Annotated in this window: 15 protein-coding genes; 8 read left to right on the top strand and 7 right to left on the bottom strand. The window is 29.6% G+C overall.

Annotated elements, in window-relative coordinates; translation table 11 throughout:
• Position 1: 1 nt before the first annotated feature.
• The 8 genes from PNO30_RS05945 (at position 2) to PNO30_RS05910 (ending at position 7,239) form a co-directional block, all read left to right on the top strand.
• Positions 2–499, top strand: a complete 498-nt coding sequence (locus PNO30_RS05945; protein ID WP_271987517.1) for a Na+/H+ antiporter subunit E — start codon at positions 2–4, stop codon at positions 497–499.
• Positions 492–782, top strand: a complete 291-nt coding sequence (locus tag PNO30_RS05940) for a monovalent cation/H+ antiporter complex subunit F (protein WP_271987516.1) — start codon at positions 492–494, stop codon at positions 780–782. Before PNO30_RS05945 ends, PNO30_RS05940 begins: the two co-directional genes overlap by 8 nt.
• Complete coding sequence (locus PNO30_RS05935; protein ID WP_271987515.1) at positions 769–1,137, top strand: cation:proton antiporter; 369 nt, start codon at positions 769–771, stop codon at positions 1,135–1,137. The genes PNO30_RS05940 and PNO30_RS05935 overlap by 14 nt, the downstream gene beginning before the upstream one ends.
• 259 nt (positions 1,138–1,396) lie before the next feature.
• Positions 1,397–2,740, top strand: a complete 1,344-nt coding sequence (glmM, locus tag PNO30_RS05930; RefSeq protein ID WP_271987514.1) for a phosphoglucosamine mutase — start codon at positions 1,397–1,399, stop codon at positions 2,738–2,740.
• 750 nt (positions 2,741–3,490) lie between these two features.
• Positions 3,491–4,219: a metal ABC transporter ATP-binding protein gene (locus tag PNO30_RS05925; protein ID WP_271987513.1), complete on the top strand. Its 729-nt coding sequence runs from the start codon at positions 3,491–3,493 to the stop codon at positions 4,217–4,219.
• The gene (locus PNO30_RS05920) at positions 4,212–5,048 is read left to right on the top strand and encodes a metal ABC transporter permease (protein WP_271965837.1); all 837 of its coding nucleotides are present in this window, start codon (positions 4,212–4,214) and stop codon (positions 5,046–5,048) included. Before PNO30_RS05925 ends, PNO30_RS05920 begins: the two co-directional genes overlap by 8 nt.
• A 217-nt stretch (positions 5,049–5,265) precedes the next feature.
• Entirely contained in the window at positions 5,266–6,216 is a 951-nt protein-coding gene (locus PNO30_RS05915; RefSeq protein WP_271987512.1) for a metal ABC transporter substrate-binding protein, read from the top strand.
• A gap of 108 nt (positions 6,217–6,324) precedes the next feature.
• The gene (locus PNO30_RS05910; protein WP_271987511.1) at positions 6,325–7,239 is read left to right on the top strand and encodes a TDT family transporter; all 915 of its coding nucleotides are present in this window, start codon (positions 6,325–6,327) and stop codon (positions 7,237–7,239) included.
• Between the two features lie 50 nt (positions 7,240–7,289).
• Here the strand turns inward: PNO30_RS05910 and PNO30_RS05905 are convergent, their stop codons facing one another.
• The 7 genes from PNO30_RS05905 to PNO30_RS05875 form a co-directional block, all read right to left on the bottom strand.
• The gene (locus tag PNO30_RS05905) at positions 7,290–7,550 is read right to left on the bottom strand and encodes a hypothetical protein (protein ID WP_271987509.1); all 261 of its coding nucleotides are present in this window, start codon (positions 7,548–7,550) and stop codon (positions 7,290–7,292) included.
• Between the two features lie 83 nt (positions 7,551–7,633).
• Positions 7,634–11,188, bottom strand: a complete 3,555-nt coding sequence (smc, locus tag PNO30_RS05900; RefSeq protein WP_271987508.1) for a chromosome segregation protein SMC — start codon at positions 11,186–11,188, stop codon at positions 7,634–7,636.
• Positions 11,189–11,209: 21 nt separating this feature from the next.
• A complete protein-coding gene (gene rnc, locus PNO30_RS05895) occupies positions 11,210–11,923 on the bottom strand; it encodes a ribonuclease III (RefSeq protein ID WP_271987507.1) in 714 nt (237 codons plus the stop codon).
• Between the two features lie 101 nt (positions 11,924–12,024).
• Positions 12,025–13,158 (bottom strand): radical SAM family heme chaperone HemW, encoded by a 1,134-nt coding sequence (hemW, locus tag PNO30_RS05890; RefSeq protein ID WP_271987506.1) that lies wholly within the window; start codon positions 13,156–13,158, stop codon positions 12,025–12,027.
• Positions 13,158–14,975 (bottom strand): translation elongation factor 4, encoded by a 1,818-nt coding sequence (gene lepA, locus PNO30_RS05885; RefSeq protein WP_271965846.1) that lies wholly within the window; start codon positions 14,973–14,975, stop codon positions 13,158–13,160. Before lepA ends, hemW begins: the two co-directional genes overlap by 1 nt.
• Before the next feature lie 12 nt (positions 14,976–14,987).
• A complete protein-coding gene (locus PNO30_RS05880; protein ID WP_271987504.1) occupies positions 14,988–15,773 on the bottom strand; it encodes a RecX family transcriptional regulator in 786 nt (261 codons plus the stop codon).
• Between the two features lie 242 nt (positions 15,774–16,015).
• Positions 16,016–17,317: a hypothetical protein gene (locus PNO30_RS05875; RefSeq protein WP_271987502.1), complete on the bottom strand. Its 1,302-nt coding sequence runs from the start codon at positions 17,315–17,317 to the stop codon at positions 16,016–16,018.
• Positions 17,318–17,753: the final 436 nt, after the last annotated feature.

The raw sequence follows: 17,753 nt of genomic DNA, 5'->3' as shown, positions 1-17,753 counted from the left end.
TATGGCACTACAATTTTTAATTAACATATTAGTTGGTGTAATATGGATGTTCTTTTCAGGAAGTTATAATTCTGAATATTTTGCAGTTGGATTTTTCTGGGGGATGGTATTATTATTCATCTTCAGAAAGACATTTGTTAAAAATATTTTAGGAGAACAACTATACTACATTTATGTATATAAATGGATAAAATTAATCTTAATGTTTTTAGTTGAATTGCTAAAAGCAGATGTGAATGTTTTAAAATTAATGTTCAAAAAAGATCTTGATGTTAATCCTGTCATTTTTGAATATCCTCTTGAAGTAAAAAAAGATTGGCAAATTACTCTTTTAGCCAACATGATTACTTTAACACCTGGTACTCTTACGGTGAATGTTAGTCATGATAATAAAGTCTTACATATTCACTGTTTAGATACTGATGATATTCCAGGTGAAATTGAAGGTATAAAAAATAGCTTTGAAAAAGCAATATTGGAGGTTGATTTAGATGGATAAAATTGTAGAGTATTCTATTTTATTGGGGATTTTCGCTAGTATTGCTATGATATTTTTCTTACTAATTTATATCATTAAAAAGCCTAGTATCTTTGATAAATTAATAGCAAGCGACCTTCTTGCTATGCCTCTTATGTGCTTAATAGTTTTAGTAAGTATGTACTATAAAACTTTTTCATATATTTCACTTATACTTATAATAGCTATTATCTGTTTAGTTGGTACTGTAGTTACTGCTAGATTCTTAGCTAAAAAGGAGGTTTTCAGTGATGATACTAAATAATATTTTAGATGTTGTTATTATACTTCTAATTTTAGTTTCTATTATAGCTATGTTAGCAACTGTGATTGGATTCATTAGGTTACCCGATGAACTAACTAAAATTCATGCTGCTGGTGTTACTGGTTCATTTGCTGTTGAATTAGTACTTATTGCTGGATTTGTTTATTTCTATAGATATTTACACGTCCTTGAATTTAAATTCTTTTTAGCAATTGGATTCTTATTCTTAGCCGCGCCAGTTTCAGCTCATATGATTTCTATAAGTGCAATAATATATAATAAGCATGTTTATTCTAAGAACAAAAAAGATGAAGCTAAAAAAGTTCTAGAAGATATTGAGAAATTAAATAAATAATAGTAATATCAATTATTAAAATCCATATAGATTCATAAATTCAAAAACTCTATATGTCATAAAAACTAATAGAATAACTCGAAAATAAGATTTTTTACAATCAATTTTCGAGTTGTTTTTTAATATTATTTCACTTTTAAATAACGCTTTACATGATATTAGTTACTTAATAAAACGCTTAAAACAACCCTAGACCTTGACTTATTTTGCTTTATATAGTAATATTCATATAGATTATAATACAAGGAGTCATTTTTTTATGAGAAAATATTTTGGAACAGACGGTATTCGTGGTATCGCAGGAGAATCACTAACTGCCGATTTAAGTTTTAAAGTAGGTAAAGCTCTTGGTAAATTACTTACTGAAAAAAAAGAACATCCAAAAGTAATAATAGGTAGAGATACTAGAATTTCATGTGACATGATTGAACAAGCTTTAACAGCAGGACTAACTAGCACTGGTGTTAATGTTATGACGGTAGGAACTATCCCTACTCCAGCAATTGCATATCTTACTAAAACAATTGAAACTGATAGCGGAATTATGATTTCTGCTTCTCACAATCCATACCAAGACAATGGAATTAAGATTTTTGGACCTGATGGATTCAAACTTACAGACGATCAAGAATTAGAAATTGAACACCTAATCGACAATTCAAACGAAATAAAAAATGCTAGTTATGAACAAATAGGAAAACTTTATAGCGGTAATGAATTAAGTCAAAAATATGTTCAACACATAAAACAATCTATTTCTGGAGATTTATCTGGAATTAAAATTGCTCTTGACTGCGCTAACGGAGCCACAACAGGTGTAGCTCCATTCATCTTCGGTGATTTAGAAGCAGATATAGAAACTATCGGATGTAACCCGAATGGTATCAATATCAACGACAATGTTGGTTCAACAAAAATCAATACAATTGCAAACTTTGTTAAAGAAAATAATGTAGATGTAGGTTTTGCATTCGATGGTGATGGTGATAGAGTTTTAGCTGTCGATTCAAAAGGAAATATTGTCGATGGTGATAAAATAATGTTCATCTTAGCAAAACATTTAAAAGAACAAGGTGAACTGAAAGATAATATGGTAGTATCAACAGTAATGAGTAATATTGGATTCTACAAAGCAATAGAAGAAAATGAATTACAATCAATAAAAACTGCCGTAGGTGATAGATATGTTGTTGAAGAAATGAGAAATAACGACTACTCACTTGGAGGAGAACAATCTGGTCATATTATTCTTATGAACTATGCGACAACTGGTGACGGTATTCTTACAGCTGTTAAACTGGCTGATATAATTAAATCTTCTGGAAAGTCATTAGAAGAACTAGCTAATGAAGTTAATATTTATCCACAAAAACTAGTCAATATTAAAGTAGTGGATAAAAAATCTGCTATGGAAGATGCAGAAATTCTTGCTGAATGTAAAAAAGTAGAAAAAGAATTAGAAGGAAATGGACGTATCTTATTACGAGCTTCTGGTACCGAAAATTTAATTCGTGTAATGGTAGAAGCTAGTAGCGATGAACTAACAGATAAATATTGCGAACAAGTTGCAAAAATCGTCCGTGAAAAATTTGAAGTAAAATAAATCACAAAAAGAAGTTAGGATTAAAAACTAACTTCTTTTTATATTTTGTGTTTTTAAAAGATACAACTGTAATTCCAATAATCCTATAAAATCAATTTACATATTAAAATATTCCACCTTTTTTCTATACATTATCTCAAACATTTTTTTATATTTTTAGTTTTTAAAGCGAAAAATAATAACTTAATATTATATTAATTTTTCTTAAATGACAAATTAGCGTTATTAAAACTCCTACAAATGCCTATTATATTTACATCTTTACAGTAAATTATTTAATACTATTTTTTACTATAATAATAGCATTAGTTGTATTTAATATATAAATAATAATATAAACTATTATCAAAATTTTAATCTTTTTATATAAATCGAGTTTTATTAATATTTTACCAAAATATAACTGAATTATTTTAAAGAAAATTATATTTTCCTCTTGTTTTTTGTATATACTTCTGTTATACTTATAAATGAAGTAATTATTATATTACTTCAATATGTTCTTTTATTATAAGTCTCCCTAGCTTATAATAAAGACTTTTCATATTTACTCCCTTATTTCTACCTTACAATATTTTTTGTAAGGTAGGTTTTTTTTATTTTCATTTTCTGAAATAACAATTAATTTCCACTGTTTTTTTCATAAAGTACATATTTTTTTCTCAATTACAACAAAATTGTCTTGACTTATTTTCTTTCCTAAGGTAAACTTTAATGTGTAGAGAAAAATTATATGAGGGAGGGGAAGATATGATACAAATCGAAAATCTTAACGTTTCCTACAACCAAACCCCTGTTCTTTCTGATGTTAACTTAGAAATTACAGGAGCTAATATAATTGGTATTATAGGACCAAATGGTGCTGGAAAATCCACTTTAATAAAAGCTGTTTTGAACATAATACCATCAACAGGTAGTGCAAAAATAGATAATAAAATCTCTAAAGAAAATTTAAATAATGTTGCTTATGTTGAACAAAAAATTAATATCGATTACAATTTTCCAATAAAAGTAAGGGAATGTGTTTCACTTGGTTTATATCCAAAAATCGGTATTTTTAAAAAATTAAAAAAATCAGATTGGCAAAAAGTAGACGAAGCATTGAAACTTGTTGGATTAGATCAATTTTCAAATCGTCAAATCAGCGAGTTATCAGGTGGTCAATTTCAACGTGTATTAATTGCTCGTTGTCTTGTCCAAGAAGCAAAATATATATTTTTAGATGAACCTTTTGTTGGTATTGACTCTGTTAGTGAAGAAATTATCATGGAAACACTAAGAGATCTTCGTTCTAAAGGACATACAATTTTAATTGTACACCACGACTTAAGAAAAGTTCATTCATACTTTGATAAAGTACTTATACTAAACAAAGAAGTTATTTCTTATGGTGATACGAAAGAGACTTTTACTAGAGAAAACCTTACTAAAGCATATGGTACTGACCTATTCTTCATGGGAGGTGAATCTAATGATTAAAGAATTTATAGATGGTCTTTATAGTTTTCATTTCTTGCAGAATGCTCTTATCACTGCAATCGTGATAGGTATTGTGGCGGGTGCTGTTGGATGTTTTATTGTACTTAGGGGAATGTCTTTAATGGGAGATGCTATTTCTCACGCAGTTCTTCCAGGAGTCGCCCTATCATTTATATTAGGAATTGACTTCTTTATAGGTGCGATTGTATTCGGACTATTAGCGTCAATTATCATAACATTTATAAAAGGTAATTCAATAATTAAAAGCGATACCGCTATAGGTATTACATTCAGTTCGTTTTTAGCCTTAGGTGTTATCCTAATCAGTGTTGCAAAAAGTTCTACAGACTTATTCCACATCTTGTTCGGTAATATTTTAGCTGTTCAAGACTTAGACATGTATATTACAATTGGAGTTGCTATTTTCGTATTACTTGTAATAAAACTATTCTACAAAGAATTATTACTAACTTCATTTGATGAATTATTGGCAAAAGCAATGGGAATGAAAGTTAATTTCTATCACTATTTACTTATGATACTTTTAACTTTAGTATCTGTAACAGCAATGCAAAGTGTTGGTACAATTCTAATTGTAGCAATGCTAATTACTCCTGCTGCTACAGCATATCTTTATGCAAATAGTCTAAAAACAATGATTCTCTTATCATCTACAATTGGAGCATGTTGTTCTGTACTCGGGCTATTCATAGGATATTCTTTCAATATCGCAGCTGGATCTAGTATTGTTTTAACATCTGCTATTGTTTTCGCAATAAGTTTCTTTATTGCACCAAAACAACGCTTTGTTAAGCATAAAAAAAAATAATTTAGGTAATAACATACAAAGAATAAACTAGTTTTTATCTAATCTAAATTAATATAATAATCCCTTTAAATAAACTTATTAAAATAAAAAATACTTCCAAAGTGAGTTTATTTAGAGGTGTTATTAAAAAGGTTTTAATTGATAATGATTATTATTAGTTATGTAAATCTATTTTATTCTTTGTCTTACAAAAAAAATAATAAAGGAGGCCTATAATATGAAAAAATTAGGTTTTAAAAAATTAAGTTTTCTAGCGCTTATTTTTACTTTAGCTGTTGGATTATTTGCTTGTTCTAGCGCTAAACAAGACTCAAATTCTAACGAAGCTACAAAATTAAAAGTAGTAGCAACTAACTCTATCATTGCTGATATTACTAAAAATATCGCTGGTGATAAAATTGATTTACACAGTATCGTACCAGTTGGTCAAGACCCACATGAATACGAGCCACTTCCTGATGATGTTAAAAAAACATCTCAAGCTAATCTTATCTTCTACAACGGTATTAACTTAGAAACTGGTGGTAACGCTTGGTTTACAAAATTAGTTCAAAATGCTAAAAAAGAAGAAAACAAAGATTACTACGCAGTAAGTGAAGGTGTTGATGTAATTTACCTTGAAGGTCAAAGCGAAAAAGGTAAAGAAGACCCACATGCTTGGTTAAACCTTGAAAATGGTATGATTTATGCTAAAAATATTGCAAAACAATTAGAAGCTAAAGATCCAAAAAATAAAGATTTTTACGAAGCTAACCTTAAAACTTACTTAGAAAAACTTTCTAAATTAGACAAAGAAGCTAAAGAGAAATTCAACAACATTCCTAAAGAGAAAAAAACTATTGTAACTAGTGAAGGATGCTTCAAATACTTCTCTAAAGCATACAACGTACCATCTGCTTACATTTGGGAAATCAATACTGAAGAAGAAGGAACTCCAGATCAAATCAAAACTCTAGTTGAAAAATTACGTAAAACTAAAGTACCTTCTCTATTCGTAGAAAGTAGTGTTGACGAACGTCCAATGCAAACAGTATCAAAAGATACTAACATTCCAATTTACGAAAAAATCTTCACTGATTCAATTGCTGAACCAGGACAAAATGGAGATAGCTACTACAGCATGATGAAATGGAACTTAGATAAAATTTCTGAAGGACTAGCTAAATAACTATATTATAGAATCTCATGTACATTTTTATGTATATGAGATTTTATATTGATTTTTCATATAAAATCGTTTACAATTAAAGATGAGAAAATTTATTAGGAGTTATTTATGAATATTATTAAAAATTTACCTACACCTATTGCCGGTTTAGCACTTGGTTCAGTAGCGTTAGGAAATCTATTACAACCATACAGTCCTAAATTACAATTATTATTTTGTCTTTTATCTTTTATAATAATTGTACTTTTAACTATTAAATTTGTGTTGGGATTTGATAAATTAAAAAAAGAAATGGAAAATCCTGTAATTGCAACAGTTCTTGCAACTTATCCGATGAGTATTATGCTTTTAAGTTCATTTTCGAAAAAATTTATCGGCGCTTACAGTGTTCCCTTTTGGATAATTGGAATTCTTCTAGATTTATTTGTTGTTTGTTATGCAATTTATAATTTTATTTTGAAAGAAAAACATATCAAAAACATTTATCCAACTTGGTTCATCACCTTCGTTGGACCAGCCGTTGTAACTGTAACAGCAATAAATTACAACTTAGAAACACTAGGATTAATTTACTTCTATTTTTCTTATATTAACTATTTAGTGTTATTACCTTTCGTTCTTTATAGAGTTTATAAATATAAGCATTATAACGATGGTGATTATCCTACTATAACAGTATTTTCTGCCCCTGGTGGATTATTACTAGCTAGTTATATGATAGGAGTTACACAAAAAAGCAACTATATACTTACAGTATTAGTACCACTAACGATATTATTGTTTATATTTGTCTTAATCCAATTACCTTATTTACTAAAAAGAAAATTCTATCCTAGCTTTTCTGCTTTTACTTTCCCATTAGTAATTTGTGCGATAGCATTTCAAAAAACTGGAATATACTATCAAATAGCTGAATTTTCTGTTTTGAATATCTTAATTCATCTAAGTGAATTACTGGCGGTAATTATTGTAATTTTTGTGTGGTATGGATTTATTAAGAATTTATCATATTCAAATAATTAATAGTATATACATTTGAAGGACACAGTTCAAAATTGTACTGTGTCCTTCTTTTATATATTTTTCTTAGCTATAGAGTTAATATGATCTAGTGAAGAAAATGCACTCTCGATTTCAACATACCCTTCATCTTCTAATTTTTTCAAGTTCTCAGGAGCATTTATACCATATGTATATTCAAAGTATTTAGGAAACCATGTTTCCGTTGTAAATGTCCCGAATTCTATTCTCCATAACAATATAATATCACCTGCAAGAAGATTATTCTTTAAAGTTACCATATTTCTTTTAGGTACTGGTTTAGGATTTAACAACCATTTGTCTATATTCCTATCTGGAGAAATATAAGGCATATTTTCATGATTTATATATATATTTCTTTAATTCTCTTATCCATTTACTTTATATTATCCTCAAAGTTTTCTATTACATCTTTCAACTCTAGTTCTAAGATATAACTAATACCTTTTTCTTGCATTGTTACTCCGTATAAAGTATCCATAGCTTCCATAGTTCCTCGTCTGTGCGTAATAACTAAGAACTGATTATTCTCTGAATAAACTTTTAAGAATTTAGCAAATCTATTAACATTCTCTTCATCCAGCGCCGCTTCTACCTCATCAAGTACTACAAACGGAGGATTTTTAACCTGTAATATCGCAAATAGTAAACTTATCGCAGTTAAAGATTTCTCCCCACCTGATAATAATGAAAGGTTTTGTAGTTTTTTACCAGGAGGTGAAGCTTCGATTACTATTCCAGTATTTAATATGTCATTTGGTGATTCTAAGGTCATGTCCGCATAACCACCTTTGAATAGTTCTTTAAATATCTTATTAAAGTTCTCAGCTACTTGAACAAACGTCGTTAAGAAACGTTCTTTTACTTCTTTATCAATCTCTGCGATAGTCTCTTCTAGTTTTTCTTTCGCTTCTACAAGATCGGTAATTTGCTCATTATAGAAGTCATAACGTTCTTTTACTTCTTCAAATTCAGCTATAGCATTTAGGTTAATATTGCCTAACTCCACTATCTCTTTACGTAGTCTTACTACATCGTTCTTATATGAAGGTACTTCACCAATAATATCGTCAGTCAATCTATCTGATACACTTTCATAAGTCACATTATAGTTAGTAACAAGATTTTCTAAATACTCATCGATTTTAACTTCTATCTTAGTCTGTTCAACAGTTAGTCTTTCAAACTCTGAAGTTTTTTGACGTAGACTTTCGTTATTTCTTTGTTGAGCTACTGTAATTTCTTTTTCTCGTTTGAATAATCCTGTTTTTTCCATATCAAGATCTGATAATAACGTCTTAAGCGTTGTTAAACGTTCACTGCATCCAGCAATTATTTTAGAATTATTTTCTAATATCTGAAGTTCATCTTCCTCACTCAATGACTCAGCATCTTTAGACATTTCTAATCTTGTCAACTGTTCGTTCACATCTAATATATCTGCTAATAGAGATTCTATTAACTCTAGACCATGCTTAGTAGTCTCTTCTAATTTTGATTTTTCAATCTTAAGCTCAGCAATTTTCTCTAAGAATAATTCCTCAGCACTTTGAGCATTTTGTTTCTTACTACTCTCTTCTTTAATCTTCTCATCAAGTTTTTGTAGCTCGATTCTAATCTTCTCAAGACTTTGAGTTAATTCGATAATATTACCTGAATCATCTTCATTGTCTTTGAATTCTAATAATTTTCTTTCATTAAATTCTATATTTGCTTTAATATCAGCAATCTCAGAATTTTTATGATTTATACTTAATTCTAATTGCTTAAGTTTTAAAATCGCTTCTTCTTTTGTTGATTTTAAACTTCCAATTTCATTCATTACTTCTTGTTGTTGATTTTCTAATTGATGTTTCTCACTATCTAATTTTTCAATCTTATCATTAATTTTAATAAGATTTTGTGAAAGTTCATCTAATTCTGCCTTATGTTTAATAGACGAGTTATTATTTTTATTAATAGCACCTCCTGTGATAGATCCACCATTGTTAATAATTTGTCCATCAAGGGTAATAATTCTATTCCTAAAATTAATTTTACGAGCTATTCTATTGGCGTTATCCATATTATCAACAATAAGAACAAGCCCTAATAGGTGAGATATTATATTTTTATACTCACTATCAACAGTTATAAGATTTTCAGCAATATTGATAAATCCTTCTTCATTTACTACTGTTCTATAAACATCACTTGCTATTGCTTTTGCTTTAATATTATTTAATGGTAAAAATGTAACTCTACCTTTATTAGTTTTCTTTAAATGATTAATACATTGTTTAGCAACATTCTCGTTTTCTACGATAATGTTTTGTTGTGATTGACCTAAAGCAATATCAATAGCAACAGCATATTCTTTATCAAATTCTACAATATTTGCTACACTATTGTGAACACCAGCTAGAGAATCTTTATTAGCAAGAATCTCTTTAACTCCAATATTATAAAAGCTTAAATTATTAATTTGATCTTCTAAGAACTTCTTACGATTTTCCAAGTTGCTCTTGAAGTTATATCCTGTGCGAATTTGCTCCTCAATATTTTTCCTATTTGAATTAATTAAAATATTTTTCTCAACTAATATATCAAGTTCTTTTTGAAGATTAGATAATTGTTCATTTAATACCTTTTGTTCTTCTGTAGCTGTAGAAAATTCTTCTTCTCTTACACTTAAAACTTGTTTTTGTCTTTCAATACTATCAAGTATCTCTTTAGTATTTTCATCAACACTCTCAAGATTTTTCTTAGCAAACTCTATACTATTCTCTAGTTTAGTTTCTTCGTTTATTAAATTATAGTAAGAGTCTTTTAGTTCTTCTATATTTCTTTCGATTAACTCTAGTTTACTCTCTTCACCCGATTCTAACGAAGATATTTCTTTGTTAATCTTTTGAATTCTCCCCTTAGTATCAGCATTTAGATTTTCTCGTTCAGCTAGCTTACTTTCAAGGTTTTGTTTTCTTTCCTCAAGATATTTAATGTCATCGTTAATTTTTTCACTTCTAAGTGTTCTATTGTTTTTTCTTTCCTCAATAACACTTAATTGTGATTGAAGAGATTCTTTCTTTTGAACTAATTCTAACTCCTCATCATGATATTTCATGTAAGTTCTATCGAGTGAAACTAAACTATTCTTGATGCTTTCTAAATCTTTAATAAGTTCTTCTTGTCTACTTTCAAGTCCAAGTTTTTCAGATTCTTTCTCATGTTTAACTTGTAGTAAATCTGCAAGTCTTTTTTGATATTCAGCAATATTGTAAACATTTAATAAAATATCTTTTTCTTCAAGTTCATTCGAATAATCTAAATATTTTTGAGTTTTATTTTTCTGATCTTCTAAGATTTCATAACGACCTGAGATTTCTGAGAAAATATCATTTAACCTCATTAGATTATCATTTGTTTTCTCTAATTTAAAATTAGTTTCTTTTTTCTTATTTTTATATTTTAATACCCCTGATGCCTCTTCTATTATAGCTCGACGATCAACAGGTTTAGATGAAATAATATCTTCTACCTTACCTTGAGTAATAATACTGTAACTTTCTTTATTAATCCCAAAATCAAGATAGATATCCGTAATATCTTTTAATTTAGCACGTTTATTATCAATGTAATATTCACTATCACCATTTCTATACAAACGTCTTTTAATTTCACAACTATCTTCTCCGTTAGAAAATGTTACCGCTACTTCAGCAAAGTTTTTTCTTTTCGCATCTTCAGTCCCCGAAAAGATAACATCTTTCATGCTACTACCACGTAAATTTTTAGCAGACTGCTCCCCTAAAACCCAACGAATAGCATCAATTATATTACTTTTTCCCGAACCATTCGGTCCAACAACACCGATTAAGTTATTTTTAAATTCAAACGTTGTCTTCTTTTGAAAAGATTTAAAACCTGTAACTTCAACCTTTGCTAATTTCATCTTTGTTTCCTTTCATTATTTTTAAATATCTTTGTATCCTAGTTTTTCTAATGCTTGTTTGGCTGAAAGCTGTTCAGACTCTTTCTTAGTCGTTGCAGTTCCACTTCCATACTGATTTCCACCAATTAAAACAGCACTCGTGAAAGTTTTAGAATGTGATGGACCCGTAGAATCAAGTACTACATACTCAATTTCACCTAATTTAATTTTTGAAATGTACTCTTGTAGTATAGTTTTATAATCTACAAAGCTATGATATTCAAGGTCTTGAGCTTCTGTAAATAACGTGTTATGTAAGAAAGTTTTTACCACCTCAAGATTTGACTCTAGGTACATTGCTCCTGTGAAAGATTCAAAAATATCAGCAAGTAAAGCTGCTCGACTTCTTCCACCCATCTTTTCTTCACCTTTTCCTAGATAGATACATTTATCTAAACCTAGTTGCAAAGCGTATTTAACCAATGTTTTTTCGCAAACAATAGATGCACGTAACTTAGTTAGCTCACCTTCAGGAAGCTCAGAAAATTTCTTAAATAAAAATTCGCTTGTTGTAAGTTCAACAACAGCATCCCCTAAAAATTCCAAACGTTCATAATTCAAATGCTTCGCGATTCTTTTCTCATTAGTATAAGAAGAATGAGAAAATGCATTCTTAAAATTCTCACTGAATTTCAAATTAAAACCATACTTTTCATTCAAATTAGTAAGTAATCTTTCAATATATGTTCGTTCCACAATAATTCTCCTTTCTTTTTTATTAGGAGAAACTCAATATTTTTACATAAATTGATTAAGTTTCTCCCATAAAAATCATTATCGTTTATTAAAATACGTTATTAATCCAATAAAAACTCAGAGAAGACATCATTTCCATAGAATAATCCTTTTCTAGTTAAACGAAGTTTATTACCTTCAATTTCCAAGTACCCTTCTCTTACGTTTTTATCAATAACATCTTTGAAGATTTCTTCTGCTCTTTTTCCATATTTTTCTTCAAAAAGATCTAAATCTACACCTTTTAATAGACGTAGTCCTAAGAACATTTCCTCTTCGATTCTTTCCTTAGTCGTTACAATATTTTCTTCACGTCTAGCGTGCCCTTTTTCTAACATACTGTCGATATAGAATTTTAATGCACCTTGGTTAGCATAACGTACTCCATTAATATATCCATGGGCTCCCGCTCCAAGACCATAATATTCAATATTCTTCCAGTAACTACTATTATGAACACTCTCATGACCAGGACGAGCAAAATTGCTGATTTCATACTGTTCATAACCATTTTCTGTTAAGAAGTTAATAACTTCATTGTACATTTTCTCTTCTGTCTCGTTCGAAGGTAATGTAACTTTCTTATCTCTCACCTGATTATAAAGCTTAGTCTTCTGTTCTAGAATCAATGAATAACATGAAATATGACTAATATTATATTCTGCAACCTTCTTCATACTATCATACAAGTCATCCATAGTTTGCTTCGGTAGTGAAAACATTAAATCAACATTAATATCTTCAATACCATGTTTTTTACAATTAGCAATCGCCATATCTACATCGTCAGCAACATGTCCGCGTCCAAGAATTTTTAACAGTTCATTATTAAAAGTCTGGACCCCCATGCTAATTCTATCAACTCCGTAGCCCTTTACCAAAGCAACCCGAGAATCAACAAGATCCTCAGGGTTAGCTTCAAAAGTAAATTCACGCAGTTGTTGTGGAATTTTATTTCTTAATGCAGTTAATAATCGATGAAGTTGTTCATCATTTAATGCACTCGGTGTTCCACCACCAATATAGATAGTTTCAACATTTTGAATGTTTTCCATACTCTCAATTTCTTTGATTAAGCAATCTATATACTTGTCGACAGGTTGTCTTTGTATATAAAACTTGTTGAAATCACAATATGAACAAATATACTTACAAAATGGAATATGAATATATACTCCGCGTGGATAACTTTTCATTATTCTTCATCCATTTTAAGAACAGCCATGAAGGCATCTTGAGGAACTTCTACGCTACCAACAGCTTTCATTCTCTCTTTACCTTTTTTCTGTTTCTCTAATAGTTTACGTTTCCTACTAATATCCCCTCCGTAACATTTAGCAAGAACGTTTTTACGCATAGCTTTAATAGTTTCACGAGAGATAATTTTATTTCCAATTGCAGCTTGGATAGGAATTTCGAATTGTTGTTTTGGAATAAGTTTTTTAAGTTTTTCTACAATAACTTTACCACGTTGGTAAGCAAATTCTCTGTGAACGATGAAGCTTAAAGCATCGACTTGTTCACCATTTAATAGAATATCCATCTTAACAAGGTTACTATCTTTGTATCCTGTTAATTCATAGTCAAATGATGCATATCCTTTTGTATTAGATTTAAGTTGATCGAAGAAATCAAAGACGATTTCTGATAAAGGTATATCATAAGTAATATTAACCCTTGTATCATCGATATATTCCATATTTAAGAAGATACCACGTTTCTTCTGACAAAGATCCATAACAGCACCTACATAGTCATTTGGTACCATAATGCTCGCCTTAACGAATGGCTCGGTAATCTTATTAATTTTTTGTGGATCTGGCATTTCTGATGGATTTGACACATCTACTAGAGTTCCGTCAGTTTTTTCAACTTTGTAAATAACCGATGGTGCAGTAGCAATGATATCAATATTAAATTCACGTTCGATACGTTCTTGAATAATTTCCATGTGTAACATTCCTAAGAATCCACATCTAAATCCAAATCCAAGTGCTTGAGAAGTTTCCGCTTCATATTGTAAAGCAGAGTCATTTAGCTCTAATTTTTCTAGTGCTTCACGTAAGTCATTATATTTCGATGAATCGATTGGATATAATCCACAGAATACCATTGGGTTTAATTTTCTGTATCCAGGTAATGCTTCTTTAGCTGGATTATTCGCTAATGTGATTGTATCCCCTACACGAGTTTCACTTACATTTTTAATAGATGCACAGATAAATCCTACATCCCCTGCAGTAAGTTCATCAACGATTTTCTCTTTAGGTGTGTGAATACCAACCTCAGTAACCTCGAACACACCACCAGTAGCCATCATTTTAATCTTATCTCCAGCTTTTACAGTACCATTCTTAATACGTACTGAAACGATAACTCCTCTATACGCATCGTATAATGAGTCAAAGATTAATGCTTGTAGTGGTTCAGCCGCATCACCAGATGGAGCTGGAACGTATTCTACGATTTGTTCTAAGATTTCATCAATACCAATTCCTGCCTTAGCAGAAGCTAGAACGATATCGTCTGTAGGTAATCCAATTACATCTTCAATCTCAGTCTTAACCTTCTCAGGATCCGCTGCAGGTAAGTCGATTTTATTAATAATTGGAATAATTTCTAAATTATTGTCTAATGCTAAGTATACGTTAGCTAATGTTTGCGCTTCGATACCTTGAGCAGCATCAACTACTAAAATAGCCCCTTCACATGCTGCTAATGAACGTGATACTTCATAAGTGAAGTCTACGTGTCCCGGTGTATCGATTAAGTGAAAAATATACTCTTCTCCATTTTTGGCAGTATATTGTAATTGAACTGCATTAAGTTTAATTGTAATACCTCTTTCACGCTCAATATCCATTGAGTCAAGAAGTTGTGCTTTCATTTCACGTTGTTCTAACGCCTTTGTTTTTTCTAAAATTCTGTCCGCAAGAGTCGATTTCCCGTGGTCAATATGTGCAATTATAGAAAAGTTCCTTATTTTCTTTTGCCTTTCATTTCTTTTATCCATTTTATTCTTCCTTTACAAATCTTGTTTTTCTACGTAGTCTTTAGCTGTATAATACGAAAAACCATCCCTTATTAGCTTTTCAATCAGCTTTTGTTTAAATGCATATCCTTCATATCTGCGACTATAACTTTGATAAGCCCTTCTAAAATGCTCATCTAATATTTCGTCTTCATTTTCATCTTCATAGTCTTCGAAAAATATGTCAAACACCTTTCTTATTATATCAGATGTAAAGCCATTTGTATAAAGTTTTTGTGTTATTTTTTGAACTTTTTTGTTTTTCGTTTCTCTTCTTACTTTATACTCACGTTCAATAATTTTATAAAGCATTTCTATCATTGCTTCTTCTGTACAAATCTTGGCAATATTTTCATCTATAACATCTTTATCTAAGCCTTTTTCTAATAATTTTCTTTGTATCCAGTATGGCCCCTTTAAATTTAGATTAAAATAATCTGTTACAGCAGCTTCTACATAATGATCATCATTCAGATAACCAATTTCTATTAACTTCTCAATTACTTCATCAATAACATTATTAGCAATCTCTTTTTTCTGAAGGTATTCTCTTATGTCCTGCTTAGTTCTTAGACCAAATTGTAAATAATGTACTGCCTTACTATAAGCACTCTCAACACTTTCGTGAGCAATAATTTCTTTTAGTTGCTCTTTTGATAAATCTATTTTTTTTATAAGTCCATATTTAATAATCGTATCTTCAGAAACATAAAAATGTTTACCATTTTCCAAGTCTATTTTATACTTAACTTTGAGCTTTGTTATATTTGTAACTTGCAAATTTACACCTACTTTCTACATTCCTCGCTAAAAACTCTTACCTTTAATTTTATCAAAAATCACATAAAAAAGAAAATGTTAGAAAGAAAAGATTAACGAAATCTAACTAGTACAAAAAATCAGTTTCGTTAACCATTTCATTTTTATTTACTCTAAATTTATATCTAAACCTAAATTGCAAAGTTAAACGCAAAAAATTCTAGATAAATAAAAATATTTTTATCTATCTAGAATTCATGTTCTTAAAGTTTATATTTAGGATCCTTCTTTCTTAGCTCTAATTCTTTATCCGCAAATTCCTTTACATCATTTTCACTATCGACAATTTCTTTAGCATATTCCTTCACATCTGCTTTCAAAGATTCTCCTTCTACAACAGAATCTTTACTTAAATTATCCAAGATAGCTTGATCTTTTTTAGTAAATTGTCTATTATCATCATGTTTTTTTATTGCTAATCTTATCATTTTACGACGTAAAAATGTTTCCTTCACTATATCTTGATGATTTCTTGTCCATGATAAAAATAATACAAATAATAATACGATACCCATATATCCTAATGCGGGATACGCATAAGAAATTAAATCTTTGAACCCAGCAAAACTACATAGATATCCAACAACAACTATTATAATTATATTAATTTTCAACTTCTTATCATCATTTGAAGAAAAACGTTTCGCTGTTGCATAAAACAAACTAAAAGCAGTATTAAATATTAAAGCAAAAATAACTAATGCATAAAAAACAGCCAACCACGGATTAATATCCTTTACAATTTTTAATATCGGTATTTCAGCATCTATTATATCGGCACTATTAGCAAAAAGAGTTGCTGTTGCGAACAGAATTAAAACCCCTACCATTATACCACCAAGAGCTCCACCTTTTTTAGCAACACCTATTCTTACGACTGAGCCACCTAGAACAAATGCCATAGACACACCAGTTAACACGCAAAGAGAGAAATAGTTAATTACAGATACCCAAATATTCGGCATTGGAGATGGAATAGTCTTAGAAACTTCATCCAACATACCATAATCATAACTCTTTCCTACAAATGTATAAACTGTTATTAACAATATCAATACAAACACTATCGGAGTGAAAACCCCTAAAATACTAGTTATCTTCTCAAAATCCAAAAATGCTACAATTACTATCATAACCGCACAAAGAAGCGCTCCAGCCCAATTCGGTATTCCAAATTGTTGCTTTAAATTCGCTCCAGCTCCAGCTATCATGACAAAACCTATAACAAAATTAGAAATTATTAAAGTCCAGTCTATTATTTTATTTAAAATTGGTGTAGTTATTTCTCCAAAAACTTCTTGGTGATTATTAGCTTGATAATAAGAGCCTAATGTTAATATAATTTTCCCAAAAACCATATTCAAGATTCCTAAAACTACAACACCTATCAATCCAATTCTACCAAAGCTTAAAAAGTATTGTAGAATATCCTGCCCAGATGATAAACCTGCTCCAACTATCACACCGACATAAGCTAGTGCTATTCTTAATGATTCATTTTTCATTTTGACCTACCTTTCTTGCTATATACTATTTATAAATATTTTTTATTATGGGAGTGACTCAAAAATCGTGATTTCGAAGAAATCGATTTTGTCGAGTCACCCCCGCACAGTTTATTAGATATCTAAAAAGCTTTCATAAAGCAAATTTAGATATCAATAAACCACTGCGTCTATGAATTATCATATACACTTTTTTAAAAATTTAGGACTTTTGAGTCAGCCTCCCTCTTGTTTTCTTATCTTTTCAATATCCATCTACTACCTTACCATATAATTCTATTACTGTAATTAGCACGATAAAAATTTACAATATCAATTATTTTTTTCAAAAAAATTGTCACTTGAAGAATAAAGTTTTCTTAATAGCATATTATTCCATAATACAATTAAATATAAAAAAAATCAAGAATGAAGTCTTGGAGGGTAAAAAAATAAT

Origin of the sequence: Gemella haemolysans (assembly GCF_028308085.1) — a bacterium.
Classification (GTDB): domain Bacteria; phylum Bacillota; class Bacilli; order Staphylococcales; family Gemellaceae; genus Gemella; species Gemella haemolysans_D.
The sequence above is the reverse complement of the archived record's forward strand: the minus strand, read 5'-3'. Positions and strand labels throughout refer to the sequence as shown.